The 22091-nt window shown below is 67.8% G+C and carries 19 protein-coding genes; 7 read left to right on the plus strand and 12 right to left on the minus strand.

Annotated elements, in window-relative coordinates; translation table 11 throughout:
• Nucleotides 1-143 precede the first annotated feature (143 nt).
• Together GM1_RS03360 and GM1_RS03365 are read left to right on the plus strand one after the other, a co-directional pair.
• A complete protein-coding gene (locus tag GM1_RS03360; RefSeq protein WP_008376634.1) occupies nt 144-2159 on the plus strand; it encodes a CocE/NonD family hydrolase in 2016 nt (671 codons plus the stop codon).
• On the plus strand, nt 2156-2872 hold the full coding sequence (locus GM1_RS03365) for a copper homeostasis protein CutC (RefSeq protein ID WP_008376635.1): 717 nt from the start codon (nt 2156-2158) through the stop codon (nt 2870-2872). The genes GM1_RS03360 and GM1_RS03365 overlap by 4 nt, the downstream gene beginning before the upstream one ends.
• On the opposite strand, the gene GM1_RS03370 is transcribed toward GM1_RS03365, so the two are convergent.
• The 7 genes from GM1_RS03370 to trpC form a co-directional block, all read right to left on the minus strand.
• Complete coding sequence (locus GM1_RS03370) at nt 2857-3330, minus strand: hypothetical protein (RefSeq protein ID WP_052005298.1); 474 nt, start codon at nt 3328-3330, stop codon at nt 2857-2859. The genes GM1_RS03365 and GM1_RS03370 overlap by 16 nt on opposite strands.
• A complete protein-coding gene (locus GM1_RS03375; RefSeq protein WP_008376637.1) occupies nt 3327-4229 on the minus strand; it encodes an acyl-CoA thioesterase in 903 nt (300 codons plus the stop codon). The genes GM1_RS03370 and GM1_RS03375 overlap by 4 nt, the downstream gene beginning before the upstream one ends.
• A gap of 61 nt (nt 4230-4290) precedes the next feature.
• Nucleotides 4291-5724, minus strand: coding sequence for a pyruvate kinase (gene pyk, locus GM1_RS03380; protein ID WP_008376639.1), 1434 nt, complete (start codon nt 5722-5724; stop codon nt 4291-4293).
• Between the two features lie 88 nt (nt 5725-5812).
• The gene (lgt, locus tag GM1_RS03385; protein WP_008376640.1) at nt 5813-7714 is read right to left on the minus strand and encodes a prolipoprotein diacylglyceryl transferase; all 1902 of its coding nucleotides are present in this window, start codon (nt 7712-7714) and stop codon (nt 5813-5815) included.
• Between the two features lie 15 nt (nt 7715-7729).
• Complete coding sequence (trpA, locus tag GM1_RS03390) at nt 7730-8533, minus strand: tryptophan synthase subunit alpha (RefSeq protein WP_008376642.1); 804 nt, start codon at nt 8531-8533, stop codon at nt 7730-7732.
• The gene (gene trpB / locus GM1_RS03395) at nt 8530-9846 is read right to left on the minus strand and encodes a tryptophan synthase subunit beta (RefSeq protein ID WP_008376643.1); all 1317 of its coding nucleotides are present in this window, start codon (nt 9844-9846) and stop codon (nt 8530-8532) included. Before trpB ends, trpA begins: the two co-directional genes overlap by 4 nt.
• A gap of 90 nt (nt 9847-9936) precedes the next feature.
• A complete protein-coding gene (gene trpC / locus GM1_RS03400) occupies nt 9937-10755 on the minus strand; it encodes an indole-3-glycerol phosphate synthase TrpC (RefSeq protein ID WP_008376645.1) in 819 nt (272 codons plus the stop codon).
• A gap of 106 nt (nt 10756-10861) precedes the next feature.
• Between trpC and GM1_RS03405 the strand changes: the two genes are divergently transcribed.
• Genes GM1_RS03405 through GM1_RS03425 form a run of 5 tightly spaced genes read left to right on the plus strand, consistent with a single transcriptional unit; the run spans nt 10862 to nt 18105 of the window.
• Nucleotides 10862-12136 (plus strand): SWIM zinc finger family protein, encoded by a 1275-nt coding sequence (locus GM1_RS03405; protein ID WP_008376647.1) that lies wholly within the window; start codon nt 10862-10864, stop codon nt 12134-12136.
• Complete coding sequence (locus tag GM1_RS03410) at nt 12133-13557, plus strand: DUF5691 domain-containing protein (protein ID WP_008376649.1); 1425 nt, start codon at nt 12133-12135, stop codon at nt 13555-13557. Before GM1_RS03405 ends, GM1_RS03410 begins: the two co-directional genes overlap by 4 nt.
• Nucleotides 13554-14678: an ATP-binding protein gene (locus tag GM1_RS03415; RefSeq protein WP_008376651.1), complete on the plus strand. Its 1125-nt coding sequence runs from the start codon at nt 13554-13556 to the stop codon at nt 14676-14678. Before GM1_RS03410 ends, GM1_RS03415 begins: the two co-directional genes overlap by 4 nt.
• Nucleotides 14648-16954 (plus strand): DUF5682 family protein, encoded by a 2307-nt coding sequence (locus tag GM1_RS03420; RefSeq protein ID WP_217997939.1) that lies wholly within the window; start codon nt 14648-14650, stop codon nt 16952-16954. Before GM1_RS03415 ends, GM1_RS03420 begins: the two co-directional genes overlap by 31 nt.
• Complete coding sequence (locus tag GM1_RS03425) at nt 16951-18105, plus strand: VWA domain-containing protein (protein ID WP_008376655.1); 1155 nt, start codon at nt 16951-16953, stop codon at nt 18103-18105. Before GM1_RS03420 ends, GM1_RS03425 begins: the two co-directional genes overlap by 4 nt.
• Here the strand turns inward: GM1_RS03425 and GM1_RS03430 are convergent.
• From GM1_RS03430 to GM1_RS03450, 5 genes are read right to left on the minus strand one after another with little or no spacing between them, the layout of a single operon-like run.
• The gene (locus GM1_RS03430) at nt 18056-18397 is read right to left on the minus strand and encodes a hypothetical protein (protein ID WP_008376656.1); all 342 of its coding nucleotides are present in this window, start codon (nt 18395-18397) and stop codon (nt 18056-18058) included. The genes GM1_RS03425 and GM1_RS03430 overlap by 50 nt on opposite strands.
• Nucleotides 18394-19725, minus strand: coding sequence for a DUF6138 family protein (locus GM1_RS03435; RefSeq protein ID WP_008376657.1), 1332 nt, complete (start codon nt 19723-19725; stop codon nt 18394-18396). Before GM1_RS03435 ends, GM1_RS03430 begins: the two co-directional genes overlap by 4 nt.
• A 2-nt stretch (nt 19726-19727) precedes the next feature.
• The gene (locus tag GM1_RS03440; RefSeq protein WP_008376659.1) at nt 19728-20399 is read right to left on the minus strand and encodes a TIGR02234 family membrane protein; all 672 of its coding nucleotides are present in this window, start codon (nt 20397-20399) and stop codon (nt 19728-19730) included.
• A complete protein-coding gene (locus GM1_RS03445; RefSeq protein WP_008376660.1) occupies nt 20396-21913 on the minus strand; it encodes an anthranilate synthase component I in 1518 nt (505 codons plus the stop codon). The genes GM1_RS03440 and GM1_RS03445 overlap by 4 nt, the downstream gene beginning before the upstream one ends.
• Nucleotides 21910-22089 (minus strand): tautomerase family protein, encoded by a 180-nt coding sequence (locus tag GM1_RS03450; RefSeq protein WP_008376662.1) that lies wholly within the window; start codon nt 22087-22089, stop codon nt 21910-21912. The genes GM1_RS03445 and GM1_RS03450 overlap by 4 nt, the downstream gene beginning before the upstream one ends.
• Nucleotides 22090-22091 lie beyond the last annotated feature (2 nt).

Genomic DNA, 22091 nt, shown 5'->3' on the forward strand with positions numbered 1-22091 from the left:
CCGGCCCCTACCCTTATTGTTACCTGAGAGTCAGGTCACAGATCGGTCGCGAACTCCTCACGGCCGCAGCTCGACCCGGCTCGTCGGGGAGGTAATCGCACGTGAGCGTGTTGCGCCGGACGGTCCGGCAGTTTTCAGTTCTGATGGTCACCGCAGTCACCGTGGTCGCCGGGGCGGGGCTCGTTCCCGCCGTGCCTGGCGCCGCCGACGCCGAACTCTACGGCGCACTCGGTGCGAAATGGACACGGACCCATGACGGGCCGTCGAAGTACAAGGGCTACAAGGTGACGCCGGACGTCCCGATCCGGATGTCGGATGGCACCGTGCTTCGCGGAAACCTGATACGGCCGACGGACCGCAACGGTCGCCCGGTCAGCGAGAAGCTGCCGACCGTGGTCAACATGACCCCGTACACCAAGATGGTGTCGGCGCTGGCCTCCGAGTCGATGAACTATCCGGTGTTGGTCCCGCAACTCATCGAGCTCCTCAACTCGATCAACCTGCAGGGCACTTTCCTCTCCGGATACAACGAACTCGTCGGCGCGCTGCGCGGCGGTCTGATCAACACGTTCTCGTACGATCCGAAGCTCATCAAGAGCGGCTACAACATGCTCGTCGTCGACGTGCGCGGCACCGGCTTCTCGCAGGGCACCTGGCAGGTGTTCGGAGAACGTGAACGCCGCGACACCGTCGAGGTGATCGACTGGGTGAAGCGACAGAGGTGGGACAACGGCAAGGTCGGCATGGCCGGTGTGTCGTACTCTGCGATCAACCAGCTCCAGGCCGCGTCCGACGCCCCCGGCGAACTCGGCGCGATCTTCCCGATCGTTCCGGGCGCCGATCTGATCCAGGACGTCATCGCTCCCGGAGGCGGAGTCGGCATGGGATTCCTCGCACCGTGGCTGGGCCTCGTCAACGGAACCAAGATGATCCCCAACGTCGCGTCCATGCTTAACGGCACATTCGACTGGAAGTGGCTCGGCGACCGTGTCAAGGACCCGCTCACCTACTTCGACGTGATGATCGAAGCCCTCACCACGAGGACGCCGAACGGTCTGCGCGGAACCACCAAGGATCTCGTCACCGCCGGCACCGCACGACGCAGGTCCCTGCACACAGACACCTCGAAGATCACCACCCCGACATTCGCGATCGGAGGCTGGAACGATCTCTTCACCTTCAGCGAATCGCGCCTCCTCAGCGGATTGACCTCGCTGCCCGACGGACAACGCAAGCTGATCATGGACGACGGCTACCACATCACGTCCGGATCGAACTTCGGCCAGCGCGGCTACCCGCCGCGGGCCGACGTGCTCGCCCGCGCCTGGTACGACAAGTGGCTCAAGGGCATCGACAACGGTATCGATCGCTACTCCCCCGCGACGCTGTCGCAGGAGCCCAGCGGCGCGTTCGTCCAGGGTCCGACCTTCCCGCTGCCCGGTCATCAACGCCAGCGCCAGTACCTCTCGGGGCGTCCGTCCGGCACTACCGGCACTCCAGTGGCGGGTGACGGATCGTTGTCGTCGGCGGTTCCCGCGAACCGCGCCACACGACGCGTCGCGCCCGGATTGTCGACGGTGTGCAGCCGCGACGGAGCGCAGTCGGCAGCAGGCATCACTGCTCTCTTCGACTTCTGCGCACGCGACTCCCGGGTGTCCGAGATCGCCGCTCAGACGTTCACGTCGGCGCCCGCCACGGCGACGACGACGATCAGTGGAACGCCCGTCGTCCACCTGCGGCAACGGCTCAACGCCCGCGACGGGTACTGGCACGCGACAGTCAACGTCGTCTCCCCGGACGGCCGCTCGACGACGGTCTCGATGGGGCAACTGATGGTCTCCCTACGAGGTCTCGACAAGCAGCGGACCGGCTTCGGGCCCAACGGCGACGTGATCGACGCCATCCCTACGCTGTCGCTGGACGACTACCGCCCGGTTCGGCCGGGCCAGGTGCTGACGATCGACATCCCGATGACCGCGACCCAGGCGAAACTGCGTCCGGGTGATCGTCTGCGGGTGGACATCTACGCGTTCAACTTCCCGAAGGCAGTTCCGCTCGGTCCGGGCCTGTGGTCGTCGCAGTTGCGTCCGCAGTACATCGAGATCGATCCGGCGAACCCGAGCTGGGTGAACGTCCCCGTGTCCCGCCCGCTGCGATGACCACGCTGGAGATCGCAGTACAAGACGCCGCGGGCGCGGCAGTCGCGCTCGCGGGCGGCGCCGATCGGGTGGAGCTGTGTGCCGCTCTCGGCGCCACCGGCGGACTCACCCCGTCGCCTGCGACGATCGCGGCGACCGTGGCGACCGGAGTCGAGGTGCACGCGCTGATCCGCAACCGGCCCGGTGGATTCGTCTACTCACCGGATGAAGTCAGAGTGCTCGCCGACGACGTTCGACGCGCTGTCGACCTCGGTGCGGCAGGCGTCGTGATCGGGGCGCTGCAACCGGGCGGTGCACTCGACGCAGCGGCCACCGCGATCCTGCTCGACGCTGCAGGCGACGCCGACGTGACGTTCCATCGCGCGATCGACACCGTGAGCGATCCCGTACGGACGCTGCACCAGCTCGCCGACATCGGCGTCCTGCGAGTGCTCACGTCCGGAGGTGCACCGAAGGCGGGTGACGGTCTGAACACACTCGCCGCGCTGATCGCCGCCGACACGGGTGTGGAAGTGATGGCGGGCGGCGGCGTCACTCCGACGTCGATTCCGTCATTGCTCGCGGTCGGCGTGGATGCGGTCCACCTGTCGGCGAAGGCCGTCGTCGCCGATCCGGGCGCGACCGGCCCCGGCGGTGGCACTGCCAGTGGACTCGAGGTGACCGACCCTGCGGTCGTCGCGGCGGCCCGAGCCGCGACTTACACGAAGAGGTAGCCGGTTCGGAGGCCTTCCGCGGTCGCCAGACCGCGGAAGGTCTTTCCCATTCGCACGACGTAGACGTCCACGGTCTTCACGTCGTCCACCTCGAACTCGGCGAAGCAGGTGTCGCCGCCCATCACACGCAACGTGTCCAGGCGAGTCGTCGCCAGCGGTCCGCCGTGGACGTCGTCGGCGTCGTACAGTTCGACGGTGTCCCCGAAGGACACCTGCGCCGAACCCACTGCCGCACGCGTACCACAATCGATGGTCACCGCCCCAGCGGCGGTGATCGTCGAACGAGAGTCGACTCCGACCACGAGGGCGAGAACACCCAGCACGGTCACGGTCAGCGCGACGATCACACTGCCGATCCTGATCGGCCACCGGTACCGCTGCTGCCACGTCTTCGGCGGCAACGGTGGGCCCGGTGGCAGATGGAAACGGACGTCGACCTGCTGCGTCGGGGCGGTCATGAGCGCGGCGGGAAGTACTTGATCAGGGCTTCCTGCACGACGGACGCCGCGAGGGTGCCGTCGCGCATGAAATAGCGGCCCGAACCGATGCCGCGAGAGCCGGCGGCCACGGGTGACTCGGTCGCGTACAGCAGCCACTCGTCGAACCGGAACTCACGGTGGAACCAGATCGAATGGTTGACTGTGGCCGCGAACAGCCTGTCGATTCCCCAGGACAACCCATGTGTCGTGATGATCGAGTCGAGGACCGTCGTGTCCGACGAGTACGCGAGAGCGCCCATGTGCAGCAGCGGGTCGTCGGGCATCGGACCGTCCGTCTTCATCCAGGCCCGGTTGTGATTGAGCTGTTCTCCGGTGCCCTTCATCTTCCACGTGGGAGCGTTGGCGAACCGGACGTCGATAGGGTGGAGAGCCTTCACGAAAGCTTCGACGGTCTCCTCGTAGCCCTCGAAATGCTCACTGATCGGCGGCAGATCCTCTGGGTACGGCACCTGAGGGATCTCGACAGCGTGCTCGAGACCGGCCTTGTTGTCTTGGAAGGTGACGAGCATCGTGAAGACGACCTCACCGTCCTGCATCGCGGTGACCTGCCTGTTCGCGAAAGCTTTGCCGTCGCGGAACCTGCTGATGTGGTATTCGAGAGGCTTGGTGACGTCGCCGCCCCGAATGAAGTGGGCGTGGAGTGCGTGGACCGGAGGGGCGCCGCGAGTCAACGACCGCCCCGTGGCGACGAGGCCTTGCCCGAGCAACTGGCCGCCGAACGTGCGGGCCATCACCTGATCCGGGTGCTGTCCGATGTAGAGGTCGTCGTCGACGCGTTCCACGTCGAGCAGTTCGAGGAGGGTGACGAGGTCGTCGGACTGGACTGCTGCCGTGGCGTCGGTCATGCCACCCACCATAAACGACGCGCACCGTCGGTCTCCCGACGGTGCGCGCGTGTGTCAGCGGGCCAGGCAGCGGTCAGTGGTCCTGCTCGCCGATGCGGTGGACGTGCACGAAGTTCGTCGAACCGATCACCGACGCCGGTGCTCCGGCCACGATCACGACGACGTCGCCGTGCTTGAGGTGACCGTTCGTGACGAGAACGTCGTCGACCTGGTTGATCATCTCGTCCGTGTGGGACAGACGGACGACGAGGTTCGGGTCGACGCCCCAGCTCACCGACAGGTGATTGCGGGTCGACTCGGTCGCCGTGAACGCGAACAGCGGGACGCGTGAGTGCAATCGCGCCACACGGCGTGCCGTGTCGCCCGACTCGGTGAACGCGACGATCGCGTCGACGTTGAGGCGTTCGGCGATGTCGCGTGCCGCGTAGGTGACCACGCCGCGGCGAGTGCGCGGAACGTGCTTGAGCGGCGGGACGTCGCGACTGCCGCCCTCGGCGGCCGAGACGATGCGGGCCATGGTCCGCACTGTGTCGTGCGGGTACTTGCCGACCGACGTCTCGCCGGACAGCATCACGGCGTCGGCTCCGTCGAGGACGGCGTTCGCGACGTCGGACGCCTCAGCGCGCGTCGGGCGCGAGTTCTCGATCATCGAGTCGAGCATCTGCGTTGCGACGATGACCGGCTTGGCGTTCTCGCGGGCCATCTGGATGGCGCGCTTCTGGACCAGCGGAACCTGCTCGAGCGGCATTTCGACGCCGAGGTCGCCGCGGGCGACCATGATGGCGTCGAAGGCGAGAACAACGGCCTCGAGGTTGTCGATGGCCTCGGGCTTCTCCAGCTTGGCGATCACCGGGACGCGGCGGCCCACGCGGTCCATCACCTCGTGAACCAGTTCCACATCGGCGGGGCTGCGCACGAACGACAGCGCGACCATGTCGACGCCGAGTTCGAGGGAGAACTCGAGGTCGGCGATGTCCTTCTCCGACATCGCGGGAACGGAGATGTTCATTCCGGGCATCGACAGGCCCTTGTTGTTGCTGACCGTTCCGCCCTCAGTGACGGTGCAGACCACGTCGTTGCCATCGACGGTGTCGACGGTGAGCCCCACCTTGCCGTCGTCGACGAGGAGGCGATCGCCTGGGCGAGCATCGATCGCAAGGTTCTTGTACGTCGTCGACACTCGATCGTGATTTCCGATGACGTCGTCGACGGTGATGCGGACCTGCTCGCCGTCGTTCCAGTCGACGGCACCGTTCGGGCGGCCGTTGTCTTCGAACTTGCCGAGACGGATCTTCGGACCCTGAAGGTCAGCCAGGATGCCGACTGTCTTACCGACGTTGGCGCTCGCCGCGCGCACTGCCTTGTACACGCTCTCGTGGTCGCTGTGGGCGCCATGGCTGAAGTTGAGCCGAGCGACGTTCATGCCGCACTCGACAAGAGTGGTGATGCTCTCTTCAGTATTGGTAGCAGGGCCCAGGGTACAAACGATCTTAGTTCGACGAGTCACCGCTCAAGGCTATCGGTCGAGCACCTCGACTCCCAACCTACTTGCGAGTATCGGCGAGACGTTCACCGCCTATTCGCTTTGCACCTGTTCACGCGCCGTCGTTGTTCTCGTCTTTCGGTGCGGCAGGCCGGATCTCGATCGCGCCGGCGGACCATCCCGGGTTCTCTTCGACGACGGTGATCGCGTCGAGCCCGGAGTTCGACGACGACACGGTGAACGACTCGCCCGCTTCATGCGCGACGATGGTCGGCGTCCCCGATCGGGCCTCCTCGACCGTCGGCACATCGAGGTCGTCGACGTCGTCCTCGACGTCGACGATCGTCGGTTCCGCGTCCGCATCCTCGTCCTGTCCGCCAGTTGTGACCACGTGCGTGACAGAACTGGCGGACTGAGCGTCTTCCGTCTCGGCGGCCTCGTCCGCAACAACAGTGTCGGCCGAGTCCTCGACAGAGGTCTCGGCTACCTCGTCCTCGACGACTGCGTCGGCCGCGGTCTCGACGGAACTCTCGTCGACCTCGTCCGCAACAACAACGTCGGCCGAGCCCACGACGGAACTCTCGTCAGTCGCGTCCCCAGCGGGCTCCTCAACCACAGCGTCAGCCGACTCCTCGACCGAAGTCTCGGCAACCTCGTCCCCAACCACAGCCTCAGCTCCGGTCTCGACGGAACTCTCGTCGACCTCATCCACAGCAGGTTCCTCGACCACAGCGTCAGCCGACTCCTCGACCGAAGTCTCGGCAACCTCGTCCCCAACCACAGCCTCAGCCGCGGTCTCGACGGAACTCTCAGCGACCTCATCCACAGCAGGTTCCTCGACCACAGCGTCAGCCGACTCCTCGACGGAGGTCTCGGCAACCTCGTCCTCGACCACAGCGTCGGCCGCGTCCTCGACAGACGACTCGGTGTCTGTGCCGTCGATCGTGTCCACTATGTGCTCACGATCCACGGCATAGTCGACTTCCTGGTCGGAAGCGTCCAGGTGCTTGTCCAGATCGACACCGTCGACGTGATCCTCGTCGTCGTACTTCTCATCGTCGTACTCGTCGTCGAGAGTCGGCGGGATGTAGCCGACCTCGCCCTCGGAGGCGAGGAGTTCGGCGCGTTCCGGACGGAACATCGACAAGCCCTCTTCGCGGCCCTTCGGTGCGATGACCACGTAAAGCGCTGCGCCGAGGAACACGAGCGCGGCGACCAGGACGTTGACCCGGAGTCCGAGGATGTGAGTCGCCTCGTCGGTGCGCATCAGTTCGATCCAGAAGCGGCCGACGCAGTAGCCCGCAACGTACAGCGCGAACAGCCTGCCGTGACCGATCCGGAAACGGCGGTCGACGAACACGAGTGCGGCGACGATCAGCAGGTTCCACACGAGCTCGTACAGGAAGGTCGGATGCACGACGCCGACGACATGTCCGTTCGAGACTCCGTCGATCACGGAGACGCCGGTCGCGCCGGTGTCGGGGTTGACGCGCTGGTACAGCTCAAGGCCCCACGGAACCGTCGTCGAATCGCCGTACAGCTCCTGGTTGAAGTAGTTGCCGATGCGGCCGATCGCCTGGGCAGCGAGGATTGCAGGCGCGAGCGCGTCGCCGAACGGCGGCAGTTTGATGCCCTTCCATCGGCAGCCGACCCATGCACCGACACCACCGAGCGCAACCGCGCCCCAGATGCCGAGTCCGCCGTCCCAGACCTGAAAAACGGCTGCGAGGCCCTTGCCGTCGTCACCGAAGTATCGCCACCAGTCCGTGATGACGTGATACAGGCGACCGCCGACGAGGCCGAACGGAACCGAGATGAGCGCCACGTCGAGGACGTCGCCCGGTTGGCCGCCGCGCGCCTGCCAGCGTCGGTCGCCCCACCAGACCGCGACGATGATGCCGACGATGATGAACAACGCGTACGCACGAAGCGGCAGCGGACCCAGATGCCACACGCCCTGCGGCGGGCTCGGGATATAGGCGAGGACGACGTCTCCTGCAGTCACAGGTGCCACCCTAGTGCACGCCTGTCAGGCGCGAGCCCGGCGCACTCCCTGTGCCAACTCGTCGACCAGCGATGCGACGGCCTTCTGGCTGTCCGCTGCAGCGCTCACGATCGCCGATCCGACGATCACACCGTCGGCGTATGCACCGATCTCAGCGGCCTGATCACCACTGCGGACTCCGAGACCGACGCCGATCGGGATGTCCGAGACCTCCCGGACACGACGGCACAATTCCGGCGCAGCACTCGACACGGTCGATCGTGCGCCGGTGACACCCATGGTCGACGCGGCGTACACGAAGCCACGGCACTCGTCGACGGTCATCGCCAGCCGCTCCGGCGTGGACGACGGCGCGACGAGGTAGATGCGGTCCAGCCCGTGCGCATCGGAGGCGGCATGCCATTGCGCGCCTTCCTCCGGGATCAGGTTCGGAGTGATGATTCCGAGCCCTCCCGCAGAGGCGAGGTCCCGCGCGAACGCGTCCACGCCGTACTTGAGGATCAGATTCCAGTAGCTCATCACGACCGGTTTCGCGCCGGCCGCAGCCACGACCTCGGCGGCGGCGAACACGTCCCGGACTCGCGTGCCCTGTGCGAGCGCCGAGATGGCCGCTTTCGCCACAGTCGGACCGTCCATCACCGGATCGGAGTACGGAATCCCGAGTTCGACGATGTCGCAGCCCGCGGACACCATGGTGCGCAACGTCTCAAGCGAGCCGACAGGGTCGGGGTAGCCGACCGGCAGGTAGCCGATCAGAGCCGCGCGGTTCTCGTCGCGGCAGGCGGCGAACGTGTCGCCGAGGCGGGATGCGGGTGCGATGACGCTCACTTGTCTTCCCCTGTGGTGGATGCGGCCAATTGGGCGGCGTACTCGGTCTCTGACGGCGGTTTGCCGAACAGACCGAACCACTCTGCGGCGGTGTCGACGTCCTTGTCGCCACGACCCGACAGGTTGACGACGACGATCGCGCCCTCCCCCAGTTCCTGACCGAGCTTCAGTGCACCGGCCACAGCGTGTGCCGATTCGATCGCCGGGATGATCCCCTCGCGACGCGACAACAGCGCGAGTGCGTCCATGGCCTCTGTGTCGGTGACGGGCCGGTACTCGGCACGACCGATCTCAAGGAGGTGAGCGTGCTCCGGACCGACACCCGGGTAGTCCAGCCCGGCCGAGATGGAATGCGATTCGATCGTCTGCCCGTCTTCGTCCTGCAGAAGATAGGAGTACGCACCCTGGAAGGCTCCGGGGGTTCCGCCGGTGAAGGTGGCCGCGTGACGACCGGTCTCGACGCCGTCGCCTGCCGCCTCGAATCCGACGAGCCGAACGCCTGCGTCGTCGATGAAGGGGTGGAAGATGCCGATCGCATTCGATCCGCCGCCGACACACGCGGTGACGGCGTCCGGCAGACGACCGGTCTTCTCGAGGATCTGGTACCGCGCCTCCATGCCGATGATCCGCTGGAAGTCGCGGACGAGCATCGGGAACGGGTGCGGTCCGGCTGCGGTGCCGAAGCAGTAGTACGTGTCGTCTGCGTTTGTCACCCAGTCGCGCAGCGCTTCGTTGATGGCGTCCTTCAGCGTCGCCGAACCGGATTCGACAGCGACGACGGTCGCGCCGAGCAGTTGCATGCGCGCGACGTTCAGTGCCTGGCGCTCGGTGTCGACGCGGCCCATGTAGATCAGGCATTCGAGGTCGAGCAGGGCGCACGCGGTGGCGGTCGCCACGCCGTGCTGGCCGGCACCGGTCTCGGCGATCACCCGGGTCTTGCCCATGTGCTTGGCGAGCAGTGCCTGGCCGAGGACGTTGTTGATCTTGTGCGAACCGGTGTGGTTCAAGTCTTCGCGCTTGAGGAACAACCGGGCGCCGCCTGCAGCCTCCGAGAGCCGGGTGGCCTCGTACAACGGCGACGGGCGACCGGAGTAGTCGCGCTGAAGTCGGTCGAGTTCGTCGAGGAACGCGGTGTCGGTGCGCAGCTTCTCGTATGTGGCGGTGACCTCGTCGATCACTGCCATCAGCGCCTCGGGCACGTGGCGTCCGCCGAACTCGCCCCAATGGCCATGCTCGTCGGGTCCGATCTGCGCGATGTCGGCGACGCCGTCGCTGGCCTTGGGAAAGTCGGTCTGATCGGTCACGTGATCCATCATCCTCATCGGGCTCGGGTGACGGCAAACGAATATCTGTTCGCGTCGCACGCTGCCGCCCGCGCCGACGCTGTTGTCACATGGGAACAGTCAGCGCGACGGCTTCGGGCACGACGGATGGGCACCGGCGGCGACGAGGTCGGCGACGGCAGCACGCGGATCACCCGACGTCACGAGGCCCTCGCCGACGAGCACCGCATCGGCGCCTGCGCCCGCGTACGCCAGCAGATCGGCGGTTCCGCGGACGCCCGACTCGGCGATCCGGACGATGTCCGACGGCAGGCCCGGCGCGATCCGAGAGAACACGTCGCGGTCCACCGTGAGGGTCTTCAGGTCGCGGGCGTTGACGCCGACGACGCTCGCACCCGCTTCGAGTGCGCGGTTCGCCTCTTCTTCGGTGTGCACCTCGACCAGAGCTGTCATGCCCAGGGACTCGGTGCGGTCGAGCAGAGAGGCGAGCACCTTCTGCTCTAGAGCTGCGACGATCAGCAGAATGACGTCTGCGCCGTGGGCGCGGGCCTCATGAATCTGATACGGCCCGACGATGAAATCCTTGCGCAGCACCGGGATGTCGACGACGGCGCGGACGGCGTCCAGGTCGGCGAGCGATCCGTTGAACCGACGCTCCTCGGTGAGGACGCTGATGACTCGCGCCCCGCCGTCCTCGTACTGCTTGGCGAGGCTCGCCGGATCGGTGATGTTCGACAGCTGCCCCTTCGACGGGCTCGCACGCTTCACCTCGGCGATCACTCCGATGTCGGGCATGCGGAGGGCGGCAGCGGCGTCACGCGGCTCGGGAGCCTTCGCGGCGAGAGCCTTGACCGCGGCCAGGTCGAGCACGGCTTCGCGCGCCGCGACGTCGGCCTTGACACCGTCGATGATCGAATCGAGCACTGACTGGCTGCTCATGCGGACGCCCCTTTCTCGCGCTGTTCATCAAGAGTAAGCATCGACGTGACGCCGGTCGGGGTCGGGGTCCCGACCGTTGTCGGACCGATGCCCTAGTGTGCCGGGTATGCCGTGGACACAGGAGCAGGTGATCGCCGCTGCGCCCGACGCCGCATCGGTCGCGGCGGGACGCAAGCTCGCCTCGCCCGGCCCGTGGTCGGGCACCGGCGCGACCGATGCACTCCTGTGGGGTTCATGCCAGGGCAGCGGGAAGAAGCCGTACCAGGTGAGCATCGACCTGACCGGTCCGGCGTTTCGATGCTCGTGTCCGAGCCGGAAGTTCCCGTGCAAACATGCGATCGCCCTGTTGCTGCTGTGGTCGGCGGGCGCGATCGCCGACGGCGAGGTGTCAGACTTCGCGTCGAGTTGGGCGGACGAGCGCGCATCGAAGGCGAAGACTCGTTCGAAGCCGGCGGCGCCCGTCGATCCGCAGGCGCAAGCCGCTCGTCGGGCCGAACGGGTCGCGAAGATGGACGCGGGCGTCGGCGAGTTCAGCCGGTGGCTGTCCGACCTCGTCCGCGCAGGCCTCGCGGAGGCTCTGCGCCGTCCCCTGCCGTGGTGGGAGACGACGGCGTCCCGCCTGGTCGACGCACAAGCGCCGGGTCTGGCCGAACGTGTCCGCGACACCGGAGCCGACGTCGTCGCCGGACTGGGCGCCGACGAATTGCTGGAGCGGATCGGGGTGTGGTGGATGCTCGTTCAGGCGTGGAACCGTCGCGACTCGTTGACGACATCCGAATCGGCTGATCTGCACGCTGCCCTCGGCTGGCCGACACCTACCGCAGAAGTCCGCGGCGGCGCCGTCGAATCACGCGTGTGGACGGTTGTCGGAGCTCATCGCGACCAGAAGGGCCGACTCGCTCAGCAACGCACTTGGCTCCGCGACGATGACGGCCGGTACCGACTCCTCCTGGAGACCGCCGGACCCGGCCAGTCCCTCGGCGTTCCCGCGCTGGCGGGCGCACGACTCCGCGCCGACCTCGCGATCTACCCCGGCGCCGAACCCTGCCGAGGCCTGTTCGTCGACACGCCGGAAGCCCTCGAACCTCACACGCGCTTCGGCGCCGGCCAAACCGTCGACGCGGCGTTGGCGGACGCAGCGACCGCGTTCGCCACGACACCGTGGCGGGACCGGCATCCGGTGATGCTGGCCGACGTCCGCTTCGGAGCCAGGCATGTCGTCGACCCGTCCGGTCAGTCGTTGGAGTTGGTCGAGGACACTCCGTCCACGGAGCTCGCAGCGATCAGCGGAGGCCGCGCCGATCATGTGTTCGGCGAACTCGACGGCGGCAGATTCCGTGTCCTCACCGTCAGCGTCGACGGTCGAGTGGTTCCGCTGTGACCGGAATCGCCGACTGGCATCGCGCGTTGTCGACGGCGGCCGTCCTCGGGACGGACCGGCGGCCGCCCCCACCGAACCCGCCGGGCTTCGTCGCGCGCCGCGACACCGAGTCGCCGCGGCTGCTGCTCGATCAGGCGGCGCTCGCCGCCGCACTGGTGAAGGCCGGACGCGTCGCAGGCGCCGAGGAGCCCGTCGACCCCGCGCCCCGCGAACGACTGCCGTATGCACCGGAGTCCGCGGTCCAACGACTCCGCACGCTCCTCGACGTCCCGCCGGTTCCTCGGGAACTCCGGATGCATCTGCTGGCCCGATGGTTGCGCACCGCGGCTTCGCGGTCGGTCATCGTGCCGCCCGAGTTCATCCCCGCGCTGTCCGCGCACTCCGCCGGCAACCCAGACCTGCGCGCCGCACTCGCCGGCGTCTGGGGCGAACGCGGACGCTGGCTGGCACCGCGGCTCGGACCCGCTGCGGTCACTGTCGCCACCCTCTCCTCGGATGTCGTGAACGTGCCCGAACAGTGGCCCGCCCTCGCCGCACGCGAGAAGGAACACCTCCTGCGCGCACCGGCGGACACCGTCATCGGCGTCGACGACTCGTTCCTCGACAGGTGCCTGGACGAGCGCGCGGCGCGCGTCCGAGACGCCGCTCGGGACGCACTCGCAGCACGTCCGACGTCTGCGTTCGCACACCGGATGGCCGGCCGACTGTCGCGGCTGGTGGACGTCGAGGGGCCCCGCCGACGGCTCCTCGGATCGACCGACCTCGTGGTCCGGGTGCGTCCGCCGACCGACCTCGACGAGGCGGCGACCCGAGACGGGCTGCCCGGCGTCGCGACCGACGGCGACCGCGCGGCATCGTTGCGGGCCATTCTCCGGAGTGCACCCCTGCACACGTGGACCGCCGTCACCGAGTCGACGCCCGACCAGATAGTCCGTGCCCTCGCCGGCGACGACGTTGTGCTCGCTGCGATCTCGACCGCAGCCGTCACCCAGCGCGACAGCCTGTGGGCCGCCGCCCTCGCACCTCTCGCCGCGGCGCCCGGGCTGGTCGAGGTCCTCGACACGGCAGACCGGGAATCGTATGTGGTGTCCCGCCTTCCGAGCGCCCGACCGTCCGAGTTCACCGGCCTGGTCGACATGGCTGAACAGCCATGGTCGGCGTCCGTCGCCTCTGCCGTTCTCGACCGCCTCGCGTCGGCACGTGACGACGCGACGTGGGCGGCACTCCCCACGCTGCCGATCGGGCACGCCGCGCACTTTCCGCCGTCGCACCTCGGTCGTGTCCGCGCACTGCTCGACGCGCCCGAACCCTCTGGCGACAATCCTGTCACACGTGCGGCATTCGAACGCCGCCGTCGACTCCTGCACGCTACCGTCACCTTTCACGCTTTCGACCAGTCCATTCAGGAGGGCTTCGCATGACCTCAGGGTCCGACCACCAGGCATCCGGCGAGTCCGCGGTCCTGCGCGCGCACGCCGAGCAGGCATACGCCGACGAACTCGCCGCCCTGGCCGCAGTCGACGACCGTCCGCGGCCGCCACAGTGGCAACTGTCGCCGTGGGCGGTGGCGACATATCTCCTCGGCGGAACGCTCCACGACGGGACGACGGTCAGCGCGAAGTACGTCGGTTCGCGACGTCTGATCGAGATCGCCGTGGCGTCCCTCGCCACCGATCGGGCATTGCTGCTGCTCGGTGTGCCGGGCACCGCGAAATCGTGGGTCAGCGAACACCTCGCAGCTGCGATCAGCGGCGATTCGACGCTGGTCGTCCAAGGCACCGCGGGAACCACCGAAGAGACCCTGCGATACGGGTGGAACTACGCGAGCCTGCTCGCGCACGGACCGTCCGACGGCGCACTCGTTCCGGGTCCGGTGATGCGTGCGATGCGCGAAGGCACCCTCGCCCGGATCGAGGAGCTGACCCGTATCCCCGCCGACGTGCAGGACACGTTGATCACGATCCTGTCGGAGAAGTCGCTGCCGATCCCCGAACTCGACGACGAGGTTCAGGCCCGCCGCGGATTCAACGTGATCGCCACCGCGAACAACCGCGACAAAGGCGTCAACGACCTGTCGTCCGCGCTGCGCAGGCGGTTCACCACCGTCGTCCTGCCGCTCCCCGACTCCCTCGACGACGAGGTCTCGATCGTCCAGGGCCGGGTGGCGAGCCTCGGCGCGTCCCTCGACCTGCCCGCCGACCTCGAGTCCCTCAGCGAGATCCGCCGGGTGGTGACGGTGATGCGAGAACTCAGGTCGGGGGTGACCCACGACGGTCGGACGACCGTCAAGTCGCCGAGCTCCACTCTGTCGACGGCCGAGGCGATCTCGGTGATGACCAGCGGGCTGTCTCTGGCCGCGCATTTCGGCGACGGCCGGGTCGGGGCGGACGACGTCGCAGCCGGACTGCTCGGCGCCGTCGTCAAAGACCCTGTGCAGGATGCCGTCGTGTGGGACGAGTACCTGGAGACCGTCGTCCGCAGCCGCCCCGAGTGGAACGACCTGTACCGCGCGTGCCGCGACCTGGGCCCGGCTCGGGCGTGACGGTCCGAGCGCTCGGAATCCGCCATCACGGCCCCGGATCGGCGCTGTCGGTGACGGCCGCACTCGAGCAGTTCGATCCCACGTTCGTGCTGGTGGAGGGTCCACCCGAGCTGACGCCCATCCTGCCGCTGCTGGCCGACGAGGCGATGGTCCCGCCGGTCGCCGGGCTCGTCTACGCGGTCGACGAGCCGCGTCGCGCCGGGTTCTATCCGCTCGCCGAGTTCTCCCCCGAATGGGTCGCGACGCGGTGGGCCCTCGCCCGTGGTGTCGACGTCGTGTGGGCCGACCTGCCCGCCGCACAGTCCCTGGCGATCCGGGCTGTCGTCGACGACTCGGCGGAACCCGCCGACGACAGCGGCCGGGCACACGTATCCGATCCCATCGGCGAACTCGCCCGGACCGCAGGGTACGACGATGCCGAACGGTGGTGGGAGGACGCTGTCGAGCACCGTTCGGGTGACGCATCAGCCCAATTCGAGGCGGTCCTCGACGCGATCGCCGAACTCCGCCGCGACGAGCCCGAGGCGGCTCCGCTGCTGCGTGAGGACAAGACGGTCGACATCGCCGCGGCCTCCGATCCGACGGGCCCGTCGATCACCGCGGCACGCGAAGCCGCGATGCGTGCCGCGGTGCGTGCGGCCGTCAAGGCAGGCCATGATCGAATCGCGTTCGTATGCGGCGCGTGGCACGCGCCCGCCGTCGACCCGACGGCCGGGCGGTCCGCGGCAGCCGACAACCGACTGCTGCGAGGCCTGCCGAAGGTCAAAGTCGCGGCTGCGTGGGCACCGTGGACGGCGGCACGGCTGTCGCAGAGTTCCGGCTACGGTGCCGGTGTCAACTCGCCCGGCTGGTACCGGCACCTGTACGCCTCCCGCCTGGCGGGTGACGATCCCGATGCGGCGGCCGCGTCGTGGCTGGTCAGGGTGGCACGCGAGCTGCGTTCCCAGGGCATGACCGCCTCCCCGGCATCGGTCGTCGACGCGACACGAGTGGCCCGGACCCTCGCGACAATTCGCGGCCGCCCGCATCCGGGCCTGACCGAGCTCGACGACGCCGCCCTCGCGGTGCTCGCCGACGGGGACCGGCTGCCGCTGTCTCTGGTCCACCGCGATCTCGTCGTCGGCTCGGACATCGGCGGTGTCCCCGACTCGGCACCCCTGGTTCCACTGGCCGCCGACATCGGCCGTCAGCAGAAACGGTGCCGACTCAAGCCCTCCGCACACGCACAGACCGTCACGCTCGATCTCCGCACCGACGGCGGCCGAGCGCGGTCGGTGCTCCTGCATCGACTCCTGCTGCTCGATGTCGACTGGGGCGAACAAGCCGACAGCGGACGCACCACCGGCACGTTCAAGGAGACGTGGACGCTCGTCTGGGATCCGGGCCTCGCGGTCGCAGTGGTCGAGGCCGCCGTGTACGGCACCACTGTCGTCGACGCCGCGTCGGCGAGGGTGGCGTCGGCCGCTGAAACGGCAACCGCCCTCGCCGACCTGTCCGCACTCGTCGATCGGTGCATGACCGCCGACCTTCCGACACACGACGTGGTGCGAGTGCTGGCCGACCGGGCCGCCGCACACACCGACGCCCCCGAACTGCTCGGTGCGATCGAACCGCTGGCGCGCATCTGCCGGTACGGGACCGTCCGCCGAGTCGACACGACTCGAGTGCGTGCCGTCCTCGATCAGGTGACGGTACGTGCCGGCATCGGTCTGCCGTCGGCGGCCGTCGCCCTCGACGACGATGCGGCGGCCGCGTTGCGGACGGCGGTCGACTCCGCGCACCGCGGCCTGATGATGCTCGACGATGAACTCCTCACGGCTCGGTGGTTCACGTCCCTGCGGGAGGTGACCGACCGGGACCGTGTGCCCGGGCTCCTCGCCGGGCGTGCGGTTCGCATCCTGCTCGACGCCGGACACCTCGACCGCGACGATGTGGAACGGCGGATGAGCCGGGAACTGTCGCGTGCGTCCGATCCTGTCGGCGCAGCAGCTTGGCTGGACGGCTTTCTCTCCGGCGATGCGATGATCCTCGTGCACGACGCAGCGCTGCTCGGCGTCGTCGACCGGTGGGTGTCCGACGCACCTGTCGAGACTTTCGACGACCTTCTGCCGCTTCTGCGCCGCACGTTCTCCGCGTTCACGACCGCAGAGCGGCGGTCGATCGGCCAGACGATCGTGCGCGGCGGGTCGAACGATTCGACCGCGGTCGTCGACGAGACCCGAGCCGCACCCGCGATCTCCACGGTCGCCCGACTCATCGGATGGGAAAACGCATGACCGACCCGATCACCCGGTGGCGACTGATCTTGGGCGGCGGCGACGCCGACGGAACGGGCGTCTCGTCGACCGAACTGTCCGTCGACGACGCCGCGCGCGACCGCGTGCTCGGCGAGGTCTACGACGCCCCACGCCGCGGCGCGGGGCTCGGTGGATCCGCGCCGCGGGTCGCCCGGTGGCTCGGCGACATCCGGCAGTACTTTCCGGCGACGGTCGTCCGCGTGATGCAGGGCGACGCGATGGACCGACTCGGACTGCGGCAGTTGCTCCTCGAACCCGAGATGATGGCGGCGGTGACACCGGACATCCACCTGGCGACCACGCTGCTCGAGCTGAAGTCGGCGATGGACGACGTCACCCGTGAGACGGCCCGCCAGGTGGTTCGGGCGGTCACCGACGAACTGGAGAAGCGGCTTCGCGATGCGACCGTGCAGGCGGTGAGCGGTGCGATCGACAGGTCTGCCCGCACCCGCAGACCACGCCCGGCCGACATCGACTGGAACCGCACGATCGCGGCGAACTTGAAGCACTATCAGCCCGAGTATCGGACGGTGGTGCCCGAGCGGCTCGTCGGCTACGCCCGACGGCGATCACACGTGGAACGCGACATCATCTTGTGCATCGACCAGTCGGGGTCCATGGCCGAATCTGTGGTGTTCTCCAGCGTCTTCGGCGCGGTCCTCGCGTCACTGCGATCGGTGCGCACCCGGCTCGTCGTGTTCGACACGTCGATCGTCGACCTCACCGACGACCTCGACGATCCGGTCGACGTGCTGTTCGGCGTCCAACTCGGCGGCGGCACCGACATCAACGGCGCCCTCGCCTACTGTCAATCGCAGATCACGAGGCCTGCCGACACCGTGCTCGTCCTGATCAGCGACCTCTACGAAGGCGGCATCGCCGAGGAGATGCTCGAACGCGCTCACGCAGTCGTCGAGTCGGGTGCGACGATGGTCGCGCTGCTCGCACTGTCCGACTCCGGCGCACCGTCGTACGATTCCGGCCACGCCGCGGCTCTCGCCTCGATCGGCGTCCCCGCGTTCGCGTGCACACCCGACCTGTTTCCGGACATGATGGCCGCCGCGATCGAACGGCGGGACATCACCGAGTGGGCTTCTGCGAACGACATCGTGACCGCCCACGAACGTTGAGACACGACCAGACCGAGGAGCCGTTCGTCCGGGAAGTCGAGGACTCCGTCGGGTAGATCGAACGCCCACCCCGCCAGGAGGTCGTCGAGGAATCCTTCGCGGGGTCCACGCCCGGGTCGCGCTGCTCGTACCACGCCTCCATGTCGCGGAGCACGTCGTTTCCATCGTCCGAGCCGAACGGCGCGAACTCGTCGGTGGCACTGTAGAACGACTCCGGCGCGAGCGCGACGAAACGCGGGTGGCTGGTCTCGGGTCGCGGCGATTCCGCGGCGTCGTCGATGTAGATCGTCATGTCGTCTCCTGTCCAGACAAATCGAAGACCTGGTTGTACAGCGGCTTGAGACCGTCTGGACCCTTGGCGACGATCGACACCGCACCGCGGTCGGAGTCGGCATCCCGGCCCCACAGCGCAAACAGCGCGGCGCGCCACGCGAAATCCGTTCCACGCAACGCGAGGAGCGCACCGAGGGAGTCGGGATTCGCCATCATCGCCGGATACGTGGAACGGTGACGGAGATGTTGGATGTTCCCGGCGCAGGCGACCAGGTAGGCCAGTGATTCAGGGGTCGCACCGTGGGAGTCGATGTACGCCTCGACGAACTTCGCCTGCAACGACTGGTGTTCGCCGTCGACCAGTTCCAGATAGTCGCGTACCAGCGGCGCGAACCGTCGATCCGCCATCCCGAGCGCGAACACCGCGAATGTCCCCGGCATAGCGCACTGCTCGTCGTGGAGATTCTCGTACCAGGCGTCCTCGCGCATCGCCGAGCGCGCGTACCGCTCGATCAATTCGTGCAGTTCCGGGTGTCTCGCCGCTGCGGCGAACAGTTGGTGGACGCCCTTCTTCGGCAGTCCCTTGATCGGGAGGCACACCTTCGTCGGCCCTCGGAACTCGATCGCATAACTTCGCGGAAAGTCTGTCGAGTCCACAAGCCGCACGAGGTGGTCGAGGACGACTTCGTACACCTGTGCGGAGTCGTTCCTGATCACAATGCGGATCACCGCCACCGCGTCGTTGGCCGTGATCGTGACGTCGTCGGTCTGCAGGCGTGCCAGATCAGCAGGAAGGTCACCACTGCCGTGCTTCTTCAGCCGGCCGGGCAGGTCGGAGCCGAGCGCACTCACCCAGCCGAAGATCCGGTTCGCCGACACCGACGCGTAGCTCGGTCCGTGCTTGAGTTCACCGATCGCGATTCGGCACGCGAAGTCGTAGAACGAGTAAGGAACACCGCTGGTGTCCGCCTCGGGGCGCAACACCCACTCCTGGTCCCAGTCCCGTCCCCTGTTGACGAAGTACGGTGCGCCGAGCCGACGTTCCACCCACATCTGGAGCTGATAGTCCATCTCGTTCCACCCGATGAGGAGTCGCAGCCGTTCGACGAACGCCCACGCGGAGTCTGCATCGAACGTCTCAGCCGGCCCCGCACCGACACCGACCCGGTATTCGAGCAGTCCACTTCCGAGGATCTTCTGACCGTCGGTCACGACGCCGACAGGGTACGCGGCGTCGACGACCGCGGTACCGGCCTCGACCTGTTCGACGGCGCGGTCGAACAGAGCGCGCACAGCCGGGTCTTGCTGGGCATCACCGACGATCAGGTAACCGCGGCTGGTGGCCACCGTCAGTCGTCCGTCGGATCCACACCGCTGTCGAGCGAGTCCCACATGAGTCGCTCATTGCCGTCTGCGGCGCCCGGAGTGTCGACGTTCCCCTCGGCGGCGAGACGACGCTCGCGTTCGGCGAACACCTTCTTCTCCAGTTCCTCCTGGCGGGCGGCCGGTGAGGTGTACTTCGACGACATGCCCCGGGCCGACGCCCCGCGCATCATCAGCACGGCCGCGATCACAGCGCACAAGGCGCCTGCGAGCAGCAGGTAACCGGGCGACGTGCTCACGGTGACGGCCTCGATCTTGTACCGCCCGGGGATGTCGATCCGGGTCGAGGCGTACAGGTCGTCCGCGCCGTCCCTGATCAGAGTGAACGCCGGAACGGCCGACAGGACACCGGCGACCGCGATGATGACGGCGACCACCCGCAGCGCCCAGCCGCGGACCGCGAACTGGGCGATGACACCCGCGCCGAACAGCGCGGCGACACCGGTCAACCATGGGCTCCAGTCCGACCCGAGCACCTCGAACACCCGTGGCAGCGACAGCCCGTCGGCGCCGAGCACCTCCGCCCACTTCATCCGCGACGATCCCCACAATGCGCCTGCCGCCGCGATCAGCAGCAGACTCGCGATGCCCTGGAGGCGCCGGTTCGGCTTCGGGTGGTCGGTCGTGTCATCGCTCATGAGTTGTCTCCGACTCGAGTCACGGTTCCGGCGGCCGCAACTGCGTTGAGAACAGCCGTCGCCTTGTTGCGCGCCTCGTTGAACTCGTACTCGGCGTCACTGTCGGCGACCACACCGCCGCCCGCCTGCACGAATGCCGTGCCGCCGGACATGAGCGCGGTGCGGATCGCGATCGCGGTGTCGGCGTCGCCTGCGAAGTCGAGATATCCGACGATGCCGCCGTAAAGACCACGCCGAGTGAGCTCGTGTTCCTCGATTATCTCCATCGCCCGTACTTTCGGCGCCCCGGTCAGAGTGCCTGCGGGGAAACACGCGGTGACGGCGTCGAGCGCGTGCTTGCCGTCGCGCAGGCGTCCCGACACCGTCGACACCAGGTGCATCACATGGCTGTAGCGCTCCACCCGACGGTAGTCCGTCACGCGGACCGTGCCCGGCTCGCACACGCGGCCGAGGTCATTGCGTCCGAGGTCGACGAGCATGAGGTGCTCGGAGTTCTCCTTCTCGTCTTCGAGAAGGCCCTTGGCGAGGAGTTGGTCCTCGGCTTCGGTGGCCCCGCGCCAGCGGGTGCCCGCGATCGGGTGCGTGGTGGCGACTCCGTCGGTGACCGTCACGAGCGCTTCGGGTGACGAGCCGACGATGGTGAACGGGTCGCGGCCCACTCCAGGGACTCGGACAAAGTACATGTACGGGCTCGGATTCGACGCCCGGAGCACACGGTAGACGTCAAGCGGGTCGGCTCCGGTGTCCATCGAGAACCGCTGCGAGGGCACCACCTGGAACGCCTCGCCTGCTTCGATCTCCTCGACCACGTCCTCGACGATCACCCGATACTCGTCGAGTGTGCGCTGCGAGGTGTAGTCCGGCGTCGGGCGCTCGAACGTCGACACTGTCGACGGGGCCGGCGCCGCGAGTGCCGCGGTCATGTCGTCGAGACGTCGGACCGCGTCGGCGTACGCCTCGTCGGCCCGTTCGTCGCTGCCGTCCCAGTTGATCGCGTTGGCGATCAACGTGATGGTGCCTTCGTGGTGATCGAATGCCGCGAGCTCGGATGTCAGCAGCCAGAACATGTCGGGCAGTTCGAGGTCGTCGACAGTCGTCGACGGCAGTCGCTCCAGACGCCGCACGAAGTCGTATGCCATGAATCCGACGAACCCACCGGTCAGCGGCGGCATGTCGGCGAGCGCCTCGGTCTGCAGCAGGCGCAGGGATTCCGCCAGCGCCTCCAGCGGGTCGCCGCCGATCGGGGCTCCCGCGGGCACCGATCCCCACCAGTGCGCTGCACCGTCAGCGACGGTCAGCGCAGTCGAACCGGAACCGATGAACGACCACCGCGACCAGGACTGGCCGTTGGGCGCGGACTCGAGCAGGAACGTGCCGTCGCGGTCTCCCGCCAGCTTGCGGTAGGCCGACAGCGGTGTCTCGGAGTCGGCGAGCAGCTTGCGCGTGACCGGGACCACGCGATGATCGGCGGCCAGGTCGAGGAACTCGTCGAGCGACGTGGTGTGCAGGCTCATCCGAGAGGTTCCCCGCCGACGCCCCACTGACTGCGCGGGATCTCGGTGATCGTCACCCACACCGAGTCGGGGTTCTTGCCCGTCGCCTTCGCGTATGCGTCGGTGACGGCGGCGATCGTCTCACGCTTCACCGCGTCGGAGAGTCCTGCGGTCTGCGAGATCTGGATCAGCGGCATGT

Origin of the sequence: Gordonia malaquae NBRC 108250 (assembly GCF_000344135.1) — a bacterium.
GTDB classification, from domain to species: domain Bacteria; phylum Actinomycetota; class Actinomycetes; order Mycobacteriales; family Mycobacteriaceae; genus Gordonia; species Gordonia malaquae.

Bases quoted from the DNA above. Each gene is read 5' to 3' on its own strand.
- GM1_RS03430 (WP_008376656.1), bottom strand. From the start codon at position 18,397: ATGACGATCTACATCGACGACGCCGCGGAATCGCCGCGACCCGAGACC.
- GM1_RS03375 (WP_008376637.1), bottom strand. From the start codon at position 4,229: ATGGTGGGTGGCATGACCGACGCCACGGCAGCAGTCCAGTCCGACGAC.
- trpC (WP_008376645.1), bottom strand. From the start codon at position 10,755: ATGAGCAGCCAGTCAGTGCTCGATTCGATCATCGACGGTGTCAAGGCC.
- GM1_RS03365 (WP_008376635.1), top strand. From the start codon at position 2,156: ATGACCACGCTGGAGATCGCAGTACAAGACGCCGCGGGCGCGGCAGTC.
- trpB (WP_008376643.1), bottom strand. From the start codon at position 9,846: ATGGATCACGTGACCGATCAGACCGACTTTCCCAAGGCCAGCGACGGC.
- GM1_RS03360 (WP_008376634.1), top strand. From the start codon at position 144: ATGGTCACCGCAGTCACCGTGGTCGCCGGGGCGGGGCTCGTTCCCGCC.
- GM1_RS03445 (WP_008376660.1), bottom strand. From the start codon at position 21,913: ATGAGCCTGCACACCACGTCGCTCGACGAGTTCCTCGACCTGGCCGCC.
- GM1_RS03415 (WP_008376651.1), top strand. From the start codon at position 13,554: ATGACCTCAGGGTCCGACCACCAGGCATCCGGCGAGTCCGCGGTCCTG.
- GM1_RS03405 (WP_008376647.1), top strand. From the start codon at position 10,862: ATGCCGTGGACACAGGAGCAGGTGATCGCCGCTGCGCCCGACGCCGCA.
- GM1_RS03450 (WP_008376662.1), bottom strand. From the start codon at position 22,089: ATGCCGCTGATCCAGATCTCGCAGACCGCAGGACTCTCCGACGCGGTG.
- GM1_RS03370 (WP_052005298.1), bottom strand. From the start codon at position 3,330: ATGACCGCCCCGACGCAGCAGGTCGACGTCCGTTTCCATCTGCCACCG.
- GM1_RS03440 (WP_008376659.1), bottom strand. From the start codon at position 20,399: ATGAGCGATGACACGACCGACCACCCGAAGCCGAACCGGCGCCTCCAG.
- GM1_RS03425 (WP_008376655.1), top strand. From the start codon at position 16,951: ATGACCGACCCGATCACCCGGTGGCGACTGATCTTGGGCGGCGGCGAC.